Annotated in this window: 18 protein-coding genes; 11 read left to right on the top strand and 7 right to left on the bottom strand. The window is 71.3% G+C overall.

The features are described 5' to 3' along the window. Positions 1-123: 123 nt before the first annotated feature. Positions 124-468 carry a histidine triad nucleotide-binding protein gene (locus MF672_RS39905; RefSeq protein ID WP_242377713.1) on the bottom strand — a complete coding sequence of 115 codons (345 nt, stop codon included), beginning with the start codon at positions 466-468 and terminating at the stop codon, positions 124-126. Between the two features lie 278 nt (positions 469-746). Between MF672_RS39905 and MF672_RS39900 the strand changes: the two genes are divergently transcribed. Beyond that, on the top strand, positions 747-1,259 hold the full coding sequence (locus tag MF672_RS39900; protein ID WP_033408433.1) for a SigE family RNA polymerase sigma factor: 513 nt from the start codon (positions 747-749) through the stop codon (positions 1,257-1,259). Then, entirely contained in the window at positions 1,256-1,903 is a 648-nt protein-coding gene (locus MF672_RS39895) for a hypothetical protein (protein WP_242377714.1), read from the top strand. Before MF672_RS39900 ends, MF672_RS39895 begins: the two co-directional genes overlap by 4 nt. A 103-nt stretch (positions 1,904-2,006) precedes the next feature. Here the strand turns inward: MF672_RS39895 and MF672_RS39890 are convergent, their stop codons facing one another. From MF672_RS39890 to hrcA, 3 genes are read right to left on the bottom strand one after another with little or no spacing between them, the layout of a single operon-like run. Further along, positions 2,007-2,735, bottom strand: coding sequence for a 16S rRNA (uracil(1498)-N(3))-methyltransferase (locus tag MF672_RS39890; RefSeq protein ID WP_242377715.1), 729 nt, complete (start codon positions 2,733-2,735; stop codon positions 2,007-2,009). A 1-nt stretch (position 2,736) separates the two neighbouring features. Further along, complete coding sequence (dnaJ, locus tag MF672_RS39885) at positions 2,737-3,873, bottom strand: molecular chaperone DnaJ (protein ID WP_242377717.1); 1,137 nt, start codon at positions 3,871-3,873, stop codon at positions 2,737-2,739. A gap of 11 nt (positions 3,874-3,884) precedes the next feature. Next, the gene (gene hrcA / locus MF672_RS39880; RefSeq protein ID WP_242377720.1) at positions 3,885-4,898 is read right to left on the bottom strand and encodes a heat-inducible transcriptional repressor HrcA; all 1,014 of its coding nucleotides are present in this window, start codon (positions 4,896-4,898) and stop codon (positions 3,885-3,887) included. A 505-nt stretch (positions 4,899-5,403) separates the two neighbouring features. Between hrcA and MF672_RS39875 the strand changes: the two genes are divergently transcribed. The 3 genes from MF672_RS39875 to MF672_RS39865 are packed head-to-tail and all read left to right on the top strand — an operon-like array spanning position 5,404 to position 7,541. Further along, complete coding sequence (locus MF672_RS39875) at positions 5,404-5,922, top strand: hypothetical protein (protein WP_247815663.1); 519 nt, start codon at positions 5,404-5,406, stop codon at positions 5,920-5,922. 18 nt (positions 5,923-5,940) lie between these two features. Then, entirely contained in the window at positions 5,941-6,750 is an 810-nt protein-coding gene (locus MF672_RS39870; protein WP_242377725.1) for a DUF3097 domain-containing protein, read from the top strand. Continuing rightward, positions 6,747-7,541, top strand: a complete 795-nt coding sequence (locus MF672_RS39865) for a DUF4870 domain-containing protein (RefSeq protein ID WP_242377727.1) — start codon at positions 6,747-6,749, stop codon at positions 7,539-7,541. Before MF672_RS39870 ends, MF672_RS39865 begins: the two co-directional genes overlap by 4 nt. Here MF672_RS39865 and hemW read toward each other — a convergent pair. Then, the gene (hemW, locus tag MF672_RS39860) at positions 7,538-8,758 is read right to left on the bottom strand and encodes a radical SAM family heme chaperone HemW (RefSeq protein ID WP_242377729.1); all 1,221 of its coding nucleotides are present in this window, start codon (positions 8,756-8,758) and stop codon (positions 7,538-7,540) included. The genes MF672_RS39865 and hemW overlap by 4 nt on opposite strands. 121 nt (positions 8,759-8,879) lie before the next feature. Between hemW and MF672_RS39855 the strand changes: the two genes are divergently transcribed. Further along, on the top strand, positions 8,880-10,148 hold the full coding sequence (locus MF672_RS39855) for a glycoside hydrolase family 18 protein (RefSeq protein ID WP_242377732.1): 1,269 nt from the start codon (positions 8,880-8,882) through the stop codon (positions 10,146-10,148). Between the two features lie 377 nt (positions 10,149-10,525). Next, entirely contained in the window at positions 10,526-11,008 is a 483-nt protein-coding gene (locus tag MF672_RS39850) for a hypothetical protein (RefSeq protein ID WP_242377734.1), read from the top strand. 204 nt (positions 11,009-11,212) lie between these two features. On the opposite strand, the gene MF672_RS39845 is transcribed toward MF672_RS39850, so the two are convergent. Continuing rightward, entirely contained in the window at positions 11,213-11,410 is a 198-nt protein-coding gene (locus MF672_RS39845; RefSeq protein ID WP_242377737.1) for a hypothetical protein, read from the bottom strand. Positions 11,411-11,528: 118 nt separating this feature from the next. Here MF672_RS39845 and MF672_RS39840 point away from each other — a divergent pair, with 118 nt between their 5' ends. Further along, complete coding sequence (locus MF672_RS39840; protein WP_242377739.1) at positions 11,529-12,458, top strand: hypothetical protein; 930 nt, start codon at positions 11,529-11,531, stop codon at positions 12,456-12,458. Positions 12,459-12,499: 41 nt separating this feature from the next. Here the strand turns inward: MF672_RS39840 and MF672_RS39835 are convergent, their stop codons facing one another. Then, positions 12,500-12,685 carry a hypothetical protein gene (locus tag MF672_RS39835; RefSeq protein WP_242377741.1) on the bottom strand — a complete coding sequence of 62 codons (186 nt, stop codon included), beginning with the start codon at positions 12,683-12,685 and terminating at the stop codon, positions 12,500-12,502. A 295-nt stretch (positions 12,686-12,980) separates the two neighbouring features. Here MF672_RS39835 and MF672_RS52310 point away from each other — a divergent pair, with 295 nt between their 5' ends. The 3 genes from MF672_RS52310 (at position 12,981) to MF672_RS39825 (ending at position 14,996) form a co-directional block, all read left to right on the top strand. After that, on the top strand, positions 12,981-13,178 hold the full coding sequence (locus MF672_RS52310; RefSeq protein WP_407654794.1) for a helix-turn-helix domain-containing protein: 198 nt from the start codon (positions 12,981-12,983) through the stop codon (positions 13,176-13,178). Between the two features lie 226 nt (positions 13,179-13,404). After that, positions 13,405-14,211, top strand: coding sequence for an alpha/beta fold hydrolase (locus MF672_RS39830; protein ID WP_308210617.1), 807 nt, complete (start codon positions 13,405-13,407; stop codon positions 14,209-14,211). Then, on the top strand, positions 14,208-14,996 hold the full coding sequence (locus MF672_RS39825; protein WP_242377743.1) for a MerR family transcriptional regulator: 789 nt from the start codon (positions 14,208-14,210) through the stop codon (positions 14,994-14,996). Before MF672_RS39830 ends, MF672_RS39825 begins: the two co-directional genes overlap by 4 nt. Positions 14,997-15,002: the final 6 nt, after the last annotated feature.

Below are 15,002 nucleotides of genomic sequence, written 5' to 3'. Positions count from 1 at the left end.
GCAGGCCAGCGGCCTGAAGCCTCCCGGTCTCTTTCGGTGTTCTTCTCCGCCCATCGTATCCGGGGCCAGGCGGATTGCTCGCGTCATTATCACCCCACCGGCCCCGTGCGCCACCGGAACGGGCTATCCGGGCGGCCAGGTCAGGTCACGGCCGCCCAGGACGTGGGCGTGCGCGTGGAAGACGGTCTGCCCGGCGGCCGGGCCGGTGTTGAAGACGATGCGATAGCCGCTCTCGCTCACCTGGTCGAGCACGGCCACGGCCTGCGCGGCCTTGAGCACCTCGTCGGCGAGCCCGTCGTCGGCCTCGGCGAGCGCGGCGGCGTCGGCGAGGTGCTCCTTCGGGATCACCAGGACGTGGGTCGGAGCCTTGGGGTCGATGTCACGGAACGCCAGGGTCCTGCCGGTTTCGTAGACGATCTCGGCGGGAATCTCCTTGGCGACGATTTTGCAGAAGAGGCAGTCCTTCACAGCAGCACCATACCGAGCCACTTCCCGTTGGCCAGTCCGTTGCGAATCGGTAATCGGCGGTGTCGTGCACGGGAAGATCAACGCGGTTAGGGTGAGTGTGCGACACTTCAACAAAAAAGACGATTCAGGGTCGGGCGAGCGCCACCTGGCGAGGACACGACTGGGTAATGCACCCTAAGGAACCGGGGAAACCTCCAGAACCGGAAGAGCGTAAACCGTCTGGGAAGGCCGCGCGTCCCACTGATGTGACCACCGAAACCCTTCTGGCCGACAGGTCGATGGGGGCGGTGCCGGTCGAGTGGGATGCCGACATGGCCGTTACCGCGCTCTACAGCGCGCACTTTCGGTCGTTGGTGCGTCTCGCTGTGTTGCTGGTGCGCGACATCGCGACCGCCGAGGAGGTCGTGCAGGACGCGTTCGTCGCCATCCACGGCGCCTGGCGCAGGCTGCGCGACCCCGACAAAGCACTCGCCTACCTCCGTCAGTCCGTCGTCAACCGCTCGCGGTCCGTGCTGCGCCACCGCGCGGTCGTCGAGAAGTACGCCCCCAAGGGCCTGCCGGACGCCCCCAGTGCCGAGAACGGCGCGATCGGCGAGCTGGAACGGTCCGCCGTCATCGAGGCGTTACGAGCTCTGCCGACCCGGCAGAGAGAGGCACTGGTTCTGCGGTATTACGGTGATCTGTCCGAAGCTGAGATCGCTCACGCCATGGGCATCAGCAAGGGCGCGGTCAAGAGCCACACCGCCCGTGGCATGGCCGCGTTGCGATCCGTCCTGGAGAAAATGTCATGACCCATCCCCCCGACGAGCACGGCGACCTGTTGCGCCGTGCGCTCCGCGCGGAGGCGGACGCGGTCGTGCCCGCACCGGACGGCCTGGAGATCATCCGTGCCCGCATCGAGCGGCGCGGCGTCCGCAACCTGTTCTGGTGGCGGGCCGGCGCCGCCGCGGCCAGTGCCGTGCTGGTCGCGGGCACGATCGTCATGGTGGTGCCCGAGCTGCGCACCCAGGTCGTCAACGGAGGCCCCGTCGCGCCGGTCGACCAGGAGTCCACCAACCGGGTGCCGTCCAACTCCTCCACCACCCGCTCGGTGCAGCCGCCGCCCCCGCCGCCCGCCTCGCAGCAGAACCCGGTGGTCGTGCCGCCGGAGACGCGCACCCCGTCGCCCGGCAAGCCGGTCAAGACCGCCGGCTCCTCCACGAGCCGGCCGTCGCCCAGCCCGCGGGTCAAGACCACGGCCTGCCCGACGGAGAGCGAGCCCGTCGAGACGCCCGACAACTGCCCGACCGCCTCCCCGTCGCCCGCGCCCACCGAGGCGGACCCGACCGCTCAGCCGTCGTCGTGCCCCGTCGAGCAGTGCCCGCCGGACGACTTCACCGAGGCGCCGGCCGACATCGCCACCCCGCTCCTGGACACCGGCGCCACCACCCCCTGACCGGGACGGCCACTGTCTGACCGGACCCGCCACTGCCTGACCTGGGCCCGCCACTGCCTGACCGGGGCCCCCGCTCCGCGGCTCTCGTGGGCGCGGCCGCGGGTCACCACCTTCCGGTGCGCGCGAGCAGCACGGCCGCCGCCGCCACCCCCGCCGTGGACGTCCGCAGCACCGTCGGCCCCAGCAGCACCGGCACCGCCCCGGCCGCGCCGAACCGGTCCAGCTCCTCCGCCGAGACGCCGCCCTCCGGCCCGACGACCACCACGAGGTCGCCCTCCTGCGGCAGCTCCACGCGCGACAGCGGCTCGCTCGCCTCCTCGTGCAGCACCAGCCCCAGCGCCGCCCCGGACAGCAGCTTCTCCACCTGGGCGGTGCCGGCGGGCTCGCGCACCTCGGGCAGGTGGAAGCGGCGCGCCTGCTTGCCGGCCTCGCGGGCGGTGGAGCGCCAGCGGCCGAGCGCCTTGGCGACCTTGTCGCCCTTCCACTGGGTGATGCTGCGCGCGGCCGCCCAGGGGACGATGACGTCCACCCCGGCCTCGGTCATCATCTCGACGGCCAGTTCGCCCCTGTCGCCCTTGGGCAGCCCCTGCACCACGGTCAGCCGCGGCGCGGGCGCCGGGACCCGGCGGCGCTCCAGCACCTCCAGGCGGAGGGCGTCCTTCAGCGCCTCGCGCACGACGCACTCGGCGACCCCGCCGGCGCCGTCGGTGAGGTCGACCCGCTCGCCCGCGCGCAGGCGGCGCACGGAGGCGGCGTGCCGGCCCTCGGGGCCGTCGAGCGTCAGCTCCGGACCGTCGCCCAGCTCGTGGGCGAGGAACACCGGAACGCTCACGTCACCGGCCGTTGAAAGCGTCGCGCAGCCGTGAGAAAAAACCCTGTTGCCCCGGTGCGAACTTGCCCGGCGGGCGCTCCTCCCCGCGCAGCCTGGCCAGCTCGCGCAACAACTCCTCCTGCTGGGCGTCGAGGCGGCCGGGGGTCTCGACGTTGACGTGGATGAGCAGGTCGCCCCTGCCGGTCTCGTTGAGGCGCTGCACGCCCCGCCCGTACATGGTGATGACCTGCCCGGACTGCGTGCCGGGCCGGACGTCGATCTCCTCGGAGCCGTCGAGCGTCTCCACCGCGAGCACGGTGCCGAGCGCGGCGGCCGTCATCGGGATCTGGACGGTGCAGTGGAGGTCGTCGCCGCGCCGCTCGAAGATCTCGTGAGGCCGCTCGACGATCTCCAGGAACAGGTCTCCGGGCGGACCGCCGCCGGGGCCGACCTCGCCCTCGCCGGCGAGCTGGATGTGCGTGCCGTCCTCGACGCCCGCGGGGATGCGGACCTTGATCGTGCGGCGGGTGCGCACCCGGCCGTCGCCGGAGCACTCCTGGCAGGGGTGGCGGATGATCGTGCCGAAGCCGCCACACTGGGGGCACGGCCTGGAGGTCATGACCTGGCCCAGGAACGAGCGGGTGACCTGGGAGATCTCGCCGCGCCCGCTGCACATGTCGCAGGTGTCGGGGTGGGTGCCAGGGGAGGCGCCGGAGCCGTGGCAGACCTCGCACAGCACGGCCGTGTCGACGACCAGCTCGCGGGTGGTGCCGAACGCGGTCTCGCGCAGGTCGAGCTCGACCCGGATGGTGGCGTTGCGGCCGCGCCTGGCCCGCGAGCGGGGGCCGCGGGCGCCCGCCGCCGTGCCGAAGAAGGCGTCCATGATGTCGCTGAACGGGAAGCCCGCGCCGAAGCCGCCGGCCCCGGGGCCGCCCGCGCCGCCGAAGGAGTCGCCGCCCAGGTCGTACATCTGGCGCTTGTTCGGGTCGGACAGCACCTCGTAGGCCTGCGTGATCTCCTTGAACCGCTCCTGGGTGTCAGGATCGGGGTTCACGTCGGGGTGCAACTCGCGGGCGAGCCGGCGGTACGCCTTCTTGATCTCGTCCTGACTCGCGTCACGCCGCACCCCGAGGGTGGCGTAGTAGTCGCTGTTTGCCACTTATCGACCTCTTATGATGCAGCCAGGATCTGGCTGACGTAGCGAGCCACCGCGCGCACGGCGCCCATCGTCACGGGATAGTCCATCCTGGTGGGACCCAGCACACCGAGCCGGGCCAGTTGGTTGTCGCCAGAACCGTATCCGGTCGCGACCACCGACGTGCCCTGCAGGTACGGGTTTTCCGAGCCGATCCGCACGGTCAGCGCGGACGGGGTGTCGGGGGAGGTCTCACCGAGCAGGCGCATGAGCACCACCTGCTCCTCCAGCGCTTCCAGCACGTCACGCAGGCCGACCGAGAAGTCGGCGCCGGCGAGGTTGGCCGCCCCCGCGAACACGATCTTCTCGTCGTGCCGCTCCACCAGGGTCTCCAGCAGCACCGACAGGATCGTCGCGACGACCGGCCGGTCCTCCACGGGCAGCCGTTCCGGCAGGTCGGCGACCAGCTCGGGGACCGCGCTGAGGCCGCAGCCGTCGAGGCAGGAGTTGAGCACCGCGCGCAGGTGCGCGATGCGGGTGTCCTCGACCGCCTCGGGCAGCTCGATCACGCGCTGCTCGACGCGCCCGGTGTTGGTGATCAGCACCAGCATGACCCGGCGGTCGCTCAGCGGGACCAGCTCGACGTGCCGGACCGTCGAGCGGGTGAGGGTGGGGTACTGGACCACGGCCACCTGCCGGGTGAGCTGGGCGAGCAGCCGCACCGTGCGGGTGACGACGTCGTCCAGGTCGACGGCGCCGGCCAGGAACGTCTCGATCGCCCTGCGCTCGGCGCCCGACAGGGGCTTGATCTGCGAGAGCCGGTCGACGAACAGGCGGTAGCCCTTGTCCGTCGGCACGCGCCCCGCGCTCGTGTGCGGCTGGGTGATGTAGCCTTCCTCCTCCAGCGCGGCCATGTCGTTCCTGACCGTCGCCGGGGAGACCTTCAGATTGTGGCGCTCGGCCAGCGCCTTGGAGCCCACCGGTTCGTTGGTGGACACGTAGTCTTCGACAATGGCGCGGAGCACCGCCAGTTTCCGATCGTCGAGCACGTGCTCACCTCCTGCCTCTGCCCTTACGGGGAACGCGGCGCCTAGCACTCTGTGTTCCCGAGTGCCAAGTGTACGGCTCTCGCCCACAGGGTGCGATAACACCGGCTCCCATCCTCTTGCTAGCGTCTTACAAGCGGCAGGCTTCACACTTGCGGACATGTCGGACGAAGCACAGTCCCCGTACGGGCCGCCGCCCGGGCAGGGTCCGCACCACGGTCAACCACATCCTCCTCAGCCCGGCTACGGCCCGCCACCCGGTCAGGGAGGCCCGCCCGCCTACGGTGGCCAGCCCGGCTCCGGTGGCCAGCCCGCCTACGGGGGTCAGCCCGGTTCCGGTGGCCAGCCTGGTTACGGTGGCCAGCCCGGTTACGGTGGCCAGCTTGGTTTCGGTACGCCGCCGCAGCCGTACGGCCCGCCGCCTCAGTACGGACAATACGGCCAACAAGCTCCCTTCCCACCACGAATCGATTCCAAAGCCATCAAACCCAGCTTGTGGTGGGTCGCGGTGGCCTGGATCGTGGCGGTGCTGTGCGGCATCCTCGGCGTCGTGCTCTTCGTGGGCGGCGTCGTCGGCGGGGTGAGCGACCTCGCGCCGACGAAGACGTTCGCCTCGGGCGAGAGCGTCACGATCACGGCCGACCCCGCCGACAAGCCGGCGATCTACATCTCCACCGACACTCCCGTGAACTACACCTGCCAGATCTCCGGCGGCACCGGCCAGGCCAAGCTGGCCAGGACCACCGGCTCGGAGACGGTCACGCTCAACGGCGTCGTCTGGGAGCAGATCCTCGTGGTCAACGCCCCCGCCAAGGGCGACTACCAGGTGACCTGCGGCAACGAGGGGACCGCCACCGTCAGGTACGGCGTGGGCAAGCCGCTGTCGTCGGCCGTGAGCGGGATCGCCGGCGGCACCCTGACCGGGCTGCTGGCCGGCGGCGCCGGGCTGCTCGCCGCCGTCATCGCCACCGTCGTCGTCCTGGTGCGCCGCAGCTCCGCGCGCAAGCGCCTTGCGGCGGCCGGGTGATTTGCTACGGTCCCCCCTGTGTACGACGGCGATGTTCTGGCGGGTAACTGGCGGCGGCCCGGCAAGGGCAAGATCCCGAAGGTGCCGGCCGAGCCGGACCTGGTCGTGGAGGACGCCGACAGCGGCTTCTGCGGCGCGGTCGTGGCCTGCGACAAGGAGGCCGTGACGCTGGAGGACCGGTTCGGCAGGCGGCGGCTGTTCCCGCTCGCACCGGCCGCGTTCCTGCTGGAGGGCCGGCCGGTGACCCTGGTGCGGCCCGTGCCGGCCGCGCCGGCCGCGCCCCGGCGCAGCGCGTCGGGCTCGATCGCCGTGGAGGGCCTGCGGGCGCGGGTCGCCAGGGAGAGCCGCATCTACGTCGAGGGCGTGCACGACGCCGCCCTCGTGGAGAAGATCTGGGGCCACGACCTGCGGGTCGAAGGGGTCGTGGTGGAGTACCTGGAGGGCGTGGACCACCTGCCGGACATCGTGGCGGAGTTCGGGCCCGAGCCGGGGCGGCGGCTCGGCGTGCTGGTGGACCACCTCGTCCCCGGCTCGAAGGAGAGCCGGATCGCCGCCGGGATCACCTCGCCGGACGTGCTCGTGGTGGGCCACCCGTTCGTCGACATCTGGCAGGCGGTCAAGCCGTCCGTGCTGCGCATCCCCGCCTGGCCCGAGGTGCCGCGCGGGGTGCCGTGGAAGGAAGGCGTGATCGCGGCCCTCGGCTGGCGCATGGAGCCGGCCGACGCCTGGCGGCGCATCCTCGGCGCCGTCTCGACCTTTACCGACCTGGAGCCGGAACTGCTCGGCCGGGTCGAGGAACTGATCGACTTCGTTACGGAGACACCATGAGCCAGGATCCGCATCAGCCGCCGGCCGATGACGACGCGACGCGCTACGTCCCGCCGTCGGACATCCCCCAGGGCCACCCCGGCAGCGGCCCCCACCAGCCCGGCTACGGCAACCAACCCCCGTCCCAGCCCGGCTACGGCCAGCAGCCGCCCTCCCAGCCCGGCTACGGGTACGGCCAGCAGGCTCCGTCCCAGCCCGGTTACGGCTACGGCCAGCAACCGCCCTCCCAGGGCGGCTACGGTTACGGCCAGCAACCGCCGTCCCAAGGCGGCTACGGCTACGGCCAGCAGCCCGGTTACGGGCAGCAGCCCCCGTCCCAGGCCGGTTACGGCTACGGCCAGCAGCCCCCGCCCGGTTACGGCCCCGGCTACGGCCAGCAGCCCCCGCCGGGCTACGGCAACGGCTACGCCCCCGGTTACGCCGCCCAGGCCCCCGGCGAGCCGTACGTCCCCGGCCGCTTCGGCCCGCGCCCCGGCAGCGACGACAACACGATGGCGATGCTGGCCCACCTCCTCGGCCTGCTCGCCTCCTGGCTCGGCCCGCTGATCATCTACCTGATGAAGAAGGACCAGTCCCCCTACGTCCGCGACCAGGCGGCGGAGGCGCTGAACTTCCAGATCACGATGTTCATCGGCTACATCGTGGCGGGCCTCCTGTCGCTGCTGTTCATCGGCTTCCTGCTGTTCCCGGTGATCTGGGTGCTGTCGCTGATCTTCCACATCCAGGCGGCCGTGGCCACGAACAAGGGCCAGCGCTACCGCTACCCGCTCTCCATCCGGATGATCACCTAGACCAGCAGGTCCCTGACGAGGGCGTCGGCCAGCAACCGCCCGCGCAGCGTCAGCACCATCCGCCCGGCCTTGAACGGCTCGGGCGCGAGCAGCCCGCCCGCCAGCGCGTCCGCCACGACCGGGCGCGCCGCCGGCGGCACCTCGCTCAGGGGGTAGCCGGTGACCAGGCGCAGCTCCAGCATGAGCCGCTCGGCCGCGCGGTCCTCCTCGTCCAGGACCTCGCGGGCGTGGGCGGGCGAGGCATCGGCGGCCAGGCGCTGGGCGTAGGCGGCCGGGTGCTTGACGTTCCACCAGCGGGTGCCGCCGACGTGGCTGTGCGCGCCGGGGCCGGCGGCCCACCAGTCGCCGCCGGTCCAGTAGAGCAGGTTGTGGCGGCATCGGGCCTGCTCGGAGGCGGCCCAGTTGGACACCTCGTACCAGTGGAGGCCGGCCTCGGTGAGCATCTCGTCGGCGATGAGGTAGCGGTCGGCGGCGACGTCGTCGTCCGGCATGGGCAGCTCGCCGCGCCGGATCCTGGCCGCCAGGCGGGTGCCCTCCTCGACGATGAGCGAGTACGCCGACACGTGGTCGGGCCCGGCCTCGATCGCGGCGGCGAGCGAGGCCCGCCAGTCGTCGTCGGACTCGCCCGGCGTGCTGTAGATCAGGTCGAGGTTGACGTGCTCGAACCCGGCCTGCCTGGCCTCGCGCACGGCCGCCGCCGGGCGTCCCGGCGTGTGCTTGCGGTCGAGCACGCGCAGCACGTGCTCGCGCGCGCTCTGCATGCCGAAGCTGATCCGGTTGAAGCCGCCGTGGCGCAGTTTCTCCAGGTAGGAGGGGTCCACGGACTCGGGGTTGGCCTCCGTGGTGACCTCGGCCCCCGGCCGCAGCCCGAACTCGGAGCCGATCGCCGCCAGGATCCGCGCCAGGTCCTCGGGCGGCAGCAGGGTGGGCGTGCCGCCGCCGAAGAACACCGTCTCCACCGGCAGCTCGCGCTCGCCCAGGACGCGGCGGGCCAGCCGGATCTCGGCGACGACCGTGTCGGCGTAGTCGCGCTGCGAGGCACCGGGGCCCAGCTCGGCGGCGGTGTAGGTGTTGAAGTCGCAGTAGCCGCAGCGGGTCACGCAGAACGGCACGTGGACGTAGAAGCCGAACGGCCGCTCGCCGAGGCCGCGCAGGGCGCTGCCGGGAAGCTCGCCCGTGGTGGGCGCGGGATCGCCGTCGGGCAGGGTGGATGGCACCCCTCCAGTGTGCCGGTCGCCGGGGAGTGCCCGGCCCGTTGACGCCCTGGTACGGCGGCTCTACCATCACCTCAACTTATAGGAAAGTTTCCTATGAGTTGAGGCTTCCGGGAGTCGCTCGGTGAATCGCTCGCTGAAGAACAAGACCCTGATCACGCTCTCGCTCTTACTGGGCCTCACGGCGATCTCCGCGCCCGCCCAGGCCGAGTCCGCCCGCACCGGCTTCAAGCGGGTCGCGTACTTCATCCAATGGGGCGTCTACGGCCGCAATTACCACGTCAAGGACGTGGACACCACGGGCGCGGCCGCCAAGCTCACCCACCTCAACTACGCCTTCGGCTTCGTCGGCGCCGACAGCTCCTGCTACTCCGCCGACCCGTGGGCCGACTGGCAGCGGCCGGTGCCGGCCGAGCAGAGCGTGGACGGCGTGGCCGACGCCCCCGGCCAGGCGCTCAACGGCAACCTCAACCAGCTGCGCAAGCTCAAGGCCAAGCATCCGGGGCTGAAGGTGCTGATCTCCCTCGGCGGCTGGACCGGCTCCAAGTACTTCTCCGACGCCGTGCTCACCGCCGAGTCGCGGGCCAGGCTCGCACAGTCGTGCATCGGCCTGTGGCTGCGCGGCGACCTGCCGGGGCTGGAGCCGGGCGCCGGCGCCGGCGTCTTCGACGGCATCGACCTCGACTGGGAGTGGCCGGGCTCGTCCGGGGCCGAGGGCAACGTGATCCGGGCCGAGGACAAGCAGAACTTCACGCTGTTCGTGGAGGAGCTGCGGCGGCAGCTCACGGCGTACGCGGCCGACGCCCAGCTCACCGCCTTCCTGCCGGCCGCCGCCGCCAAGATCGACGCCGGGTTCGAGGTGCGGCGCGTCTTCAGGCAGCTCGACTTCGCCACCGTCCAGGGGTACGACCTGCACGGCACCTGGGAGCCCCAGACCGGCCACAACGGCAACCTCTTCACCGACCGCCGCGACCCGAACCCCGTCAAGTACAGCGTCGACCAGACCGTACGCGACTACCTGTCGCGGGGCGCGCCCGGCCGCAAGCTCGTCGTCGGCGTGCCCGCCTACGGGCAGGGCTGGACCGGCGTGACGGCGGGCGGCGACGGCCTCTACAAGCCGGCCACCGGCCCCGCGCCCGGCAAGTGGGCGCCGGGCAACGAGGACTACAAGGACCTGGTGAACAAGCCCGGCAAACGGTACCGGGACCTGCGGACCGGGGCGATGTGGCTGTACGACGGCAACGAGTTCTGGTCGTACGACGACCCGGCGATGATGGTGCAGAAGGCGGCGTACATCCGGCTGAAGGGGCTGGGCGGGTCGATGATGTGGTCCATCGACCAGGACGACTCCCGCGCGTCCCTGACCACGGCCCTGTACTCGGTCCTCCGCTGACCCACCCGCCCACCACCAGCGGCCCCGGCCGCCACCCCACCAGGCGGGCCCCAGCCACCGAACGGGGCCCGCCCTCCCGACGGGCCGCCACCACCAACGCGACCTCCCCTCACCACGGGCCGCCACGGCTGAACGCGGCCTCCCCTGTCAACGGGCCCCATTGAACCGGCTGGAGCTGGCCGGGGAATGCGTGCGCGCGGCGCTGGAAGCGCTGTCGGCCGCCGCGCCCGGCTGGGTGGAGCAGGTACTGGAGGTCGGCGGCTGCACGGCGCCCTGCTGCCGCGCTCGTCGATGACGCCCATCGCCCCCGCCTCGGGAGACGTGCTCGAACCGCTCACGCTGCCCGGCGGGCTGCACGCCGGCGGGCGGCCCATCTGGTGACCCGGCACACGCCCGACGGCACCGGCGCGACCGTCGCCGAGGTGACGACCGCGGCGGACGGCTCGTTCACGCTCACCGACACTCCGCCGGTCGGGGGCACGGTCACCTACAAGGCCGTCTGGGACGGCAGCCAGGACGCCCGGTGGAGCTCCGCCTCGGCGACCACCGAGGTCGCCAGGCGGCCGGCCACGCTGACGCTGACCGGCCAGCAGACCGGGTCCGTCGGCAAGGAGCTGCGGTTCAGGGGCACGCTCGAAGGTGACAGGTTGCGCCCGGAGGGCGCCGCACTCAGCGTCGAGCGCACGTGGACGGACAACTCCACCACGCGGCCGCTCCCCAGCGTGACCGTGGACGAGAACGGGTCGTTCGACTTCGTCCACACGGTCGGGGCCGGCGGGCTGTACCGGTTCACCGTCACGTGGCCGGGCAACGGCGTCTACCAGCCCGCGCAGGCCGGCCACGAGGTGCGGGTCTCCTGACCGAGGGCGCCGGCGTGGTCAGGCTCTCCTGGCCACGCCGCCCGCGATGCAGATCCCGCCCTGGCCCAGGGGCCGCATGACGGGCTGCTCCGGCAGGTGCACCGCCCCCGGCTCGACCAGCACTGGCAAAACCGGCCATGAGTCGATCTTGACGCTCGTTTCCGCAGGCAGGCAGGCAGGCGGGCGGTCAGCGGTCAACCGTGATCAGCGTGAGGGCGTCTTCCTTGTCGGATCATCCAGCCAGAGCTGTGGCTCGGTGCGGAGCTCGGGGTGGCTGTCGGCCTCGCGGAATTCGCCGCCCTTTCCGTACAGGCGCACCCTGCCCTTGAGGGCCGGCATCTGGACATCGTCGACGTCGAGGCGGACGACTTCGCTGATGCGGGCCCCGGCGTAGTACGGCATCAGCGCGATGCACCGGCCCCGGATCTTTGTGGTGCTGAGGTGGGCGTAGCCGAGGACTCACTGCACGCCGGCGTGACTGGTTGTCCCGGCCCCCGTAATCCATGGAAGGGTAGCGTCCATGATCACTGTGGTGCGAAGCGGGCCGTTCTGGTGCGCGCTGGCCGTCGGGAAGAACGACTCGGTGGACGACGGGCTGCTGGTCGCGCTCGCCGCCCGGACGGGCACGGCCTTGACCGGCATCGGCCAGGGCGGGTTCGGCGGTGGCCCGGTGGCCGACGTCTACGCCGACGAGTCCCGCGACATCGTCCTGATCGAGGCGACCGACCCCGACACCGGGTCGAAGGCGCTGCTCGTACGCGCGGATTCCGAGGAACGGGCCATCGCGGCCCGAGCCGTTATTGGCGAGCGGTACCGCGTACGGACGGAACAGGAGCTGCGCGCCCAGGCACGGGAGGACCTCGGCGGGCAGTCGTGGATTCTGGTGCCGCTGGTGATGGCGGCCGGAGGCGCGGAGCTTGAGCCCGGGACTGCGGAGCTGCTCCGGGAGGCGTTGCGGCACGAGGACGAAGATGTACGAGCCGCCGCCGAATACGCCGAAGAGGTGGCCAGGGAGCTCCGTCACGACCCGATGGTCGTGGCAGCCGCGCAGGAGGAGCAGGAGCTGGCGGAGGTGTTGCGCCCGGCGCTGCCCGTGGAGGGCGAGGAGGACTGGGTCACGGTCCGGCCGGGCGTTCCCGGGCGGGCGATTCCTCGTCCCGTGAGCTGGTGGCGGGTTCCCGCCGGTGTCACCGATCCCATTCCGGCGTTCACCTGCGATCAGGACTGGCTCATCGAGGTCGTCTCGCGCGATGACGAGCCGTGGCGCGAGGACATCTGGACCGCCGAGGACGGCCGTACCGCGATTCACGCCGTGTCGCACGCCGAGCTGGCGGGGCGCCACGTCGCCGTCCACGGTCAGGACGTCGAGACCGTCACGACCGCCCTGCGGGAGGCGGGCCTCCTTGCTCTCGACGGCCCGCCCGCCGGCCTGGATCGCACCGCTCCCTGACCGGCCCGGAGCGCCTTGTGAAGAAGCTCGCGGAAGGCCGGTCAGGTGACGGATTCGCGCGGAAGCGTGCGCCGTTGGGGTCGCGTGCCGGCATTCAGGTACAGGGCAGGCGAAAGGTGATCGGTGGCGAACGCGTTCGAGGCGGAGATCGAGAAGCTGGCGGCGAGGATCGACCAGCAGATCTCGCCGTTCGAGAGACGTCCGAGGAACTCTCCGCCCTGGAGCACACGGCGACGTCCATGGACGGGATGGTGAGCGTGACCGTCGATCCGGGGGTCTCGGTAGCAATGCAGAACTCTCCCATGAAGTAGCGTCTAACCTGCGGTAACAAAATCACCTGGGGCTGACGTCTTGGTTCGATCACGGTGTTGGATCATCGTGCGCGGTGCCGGGTTGGTGGAGTTCCGCGACCCCGGACCTGGGTTCGTGGTGGAGGGCGACGCGATGGCAGCATCCTGCGCCCCACTCGGGGTCCGCGTCACCCAGCCGCAAAGTCGCGTTGCGTGATCGCCGCTACTCTTTGTGATTGCTGATCGTCGCCAACACGATGGACGGCCTGGCCTCCGCCCGTGCGCGCGCGGACGGGTCGGGGACCGTCGCCCCCGCCTCACGCCCGAGCAGGCAGCGCTGGCCCAAGAGCTGTACGACGCGCGAGTCAAGACCGTCCAGCAGATCGCCGACCTGCTTGGTGTGCCGCGCTCGACGGTGTACGGGCACTGAAGGGCGACACCGTGCCCCGCCAGCTAAAGGAGGCCCGGGAAAGGTCGTAGTCGGGGCGCAGGGTTGGGGGTGTGTTTGTCGTGACCGGCCTACCGGTCCGGAGTGACTGCCCGCCTTGCGTTCAGGCGGAGGTCAGGCGCTTGGTCGCATCCCCGCTCGGCGAATGCGCGCGATGCCTGCGCCCTGGGTTTGACCTTGACCCTAGGTCAGGGTGCACGCTGAGCGGGTGAGCAACATCAACTCCTCCTGGAGCGGCATGGTGCCGGTCGACGACACCGCACTGGCCGTGACCGACACCGGTGGGCCCGGCCGCCCCGTGATCTACCTTAATGGCCAGTTCGCCAGTCAGGCGTACTGGCGGCAGGTCATCGTCGAACTCGGCAGTGACTACCGGCACATCACCTACGACATGCGGGCCCGCGGCCGATCGAAGCGTTCGGCCGCGGCCGCTTCGTTCGAGACGCACGTCCGTGACGTCGACGCCGTCCTCGCGGCCAGGGGCGTGGACCGGCCGCTTGTGGTCGGCTGGTCCTACGGCGCGGCGGTCGCGGTGCACTGGGCCGCCCGCAATCCGGACCGCGCCCTGGGCGTGGTGCCCGTGGACGGCGCCTACCCGCACGACTATCCCGACGCACCCCCGGAACAGGTCCGGCAGTTCTGGCGCCGGATGCGCTTGCTGCTGCCACTGCTCTCCAGGCTGGGCATGGCCGCGAGGATGCCCGCCGAGCAGCATGCCCAGAGCAACATCGAGCTCATCGAGATCAGCGCCGCCCTCGGCCCGATCCTGGACGGTGTGACGGTTCCGGTCCGGTACGTGGTCGCCACGGGTGCCAACCTCGGGGGCGGCCATGATGAAATGGAAAGCGCGCGCGCCACCCTCACCCCGGTGCTCGCTCGCAACCCGAACATCAAGGTGAGTGCGAAGGTCGCCAGCAACCACAGCAAGATCGTGCGCAAGGACTTCCGCGCGATCGCGGACGCGGTTCGCGAGCTGGCCGTCGCCCCACGATCACGAGGTCGGCAGAGCAGATGACGGACGGCGTCACGATCGGCCAGGCGGCGGCCTTCGCCGGCGTCACGGTGAAGGCCATCCGGCACTACCACCAGCACAGGTTGATCGACGAACCCGCGCGCGACAGCTCCGGCTATCGGCGCTACGGATCGGCCGACCTGCTGCGGCTGGTCCAGATCCGGACACTGGCCGGCGCCGGCGTGCCGCTGGCCGAGATCGGGTCGATCCTCGACGCCGATCCCGACCGGTTCGCCACCGCACTCGTCGACGCCGAACGGCACCTCACCGACCGGATCGACGATCTGATCGCGCGGCGTGAGACGCTGCGCCGGCTCGCCACCGGCGACCGGGCCCTGCTGCCCGAACGCGCTCTCGCCCTCCTCGACAGGGCCGCCGATGTCGGCTTGACCCCGGATGACGTGAGGATGGCCCGGGAGGGCCTGGTGCTGATCAAAGCCCTGGTGCCGGAGGGTTTCAATGACTACCTCGGCCGGATCGAGCGCGCCCTCAACGATCCTCGGTACTTGTCGTTGATCAAGCGCATGTGGCGTGCCGCCGAGTGGGAATCGGACGACCCCCGCATCGACGAACTCGCCACGGCCATCGCCGGCCACTTCCTCGCCCATCCCGCGCTGCTGCCCATCCCGGCCGGACTCCAGGCCCGCACCGACAGCGCGATCCGGTACAGCCTGCTCACCCACCACGGACACGAGCAGAAACCGGCCTGGACCAGGCTGACCGCGCTGATCGAAGCGCGCCTGCGCTCGGCCGGTATCGACATCGCGGACCAGACTCCCCTTCACTGAACTCTG

Source organism: Actinomadura luzonensis (genome assembly GCF_022664455.2).
GTDB classification, from domain to species: Bacteria; Actinomycetota; Actinomycetes; order Streptosporangiales; family Streptosporangiaceae; genus Nonomuraea; species Nonomuraea luzonensis.
The sequence above is the reverse complement of the archived record's forward strand: the minus strand, read 5'-3'. Positions and strand labels throughout refer to the sequence as shown.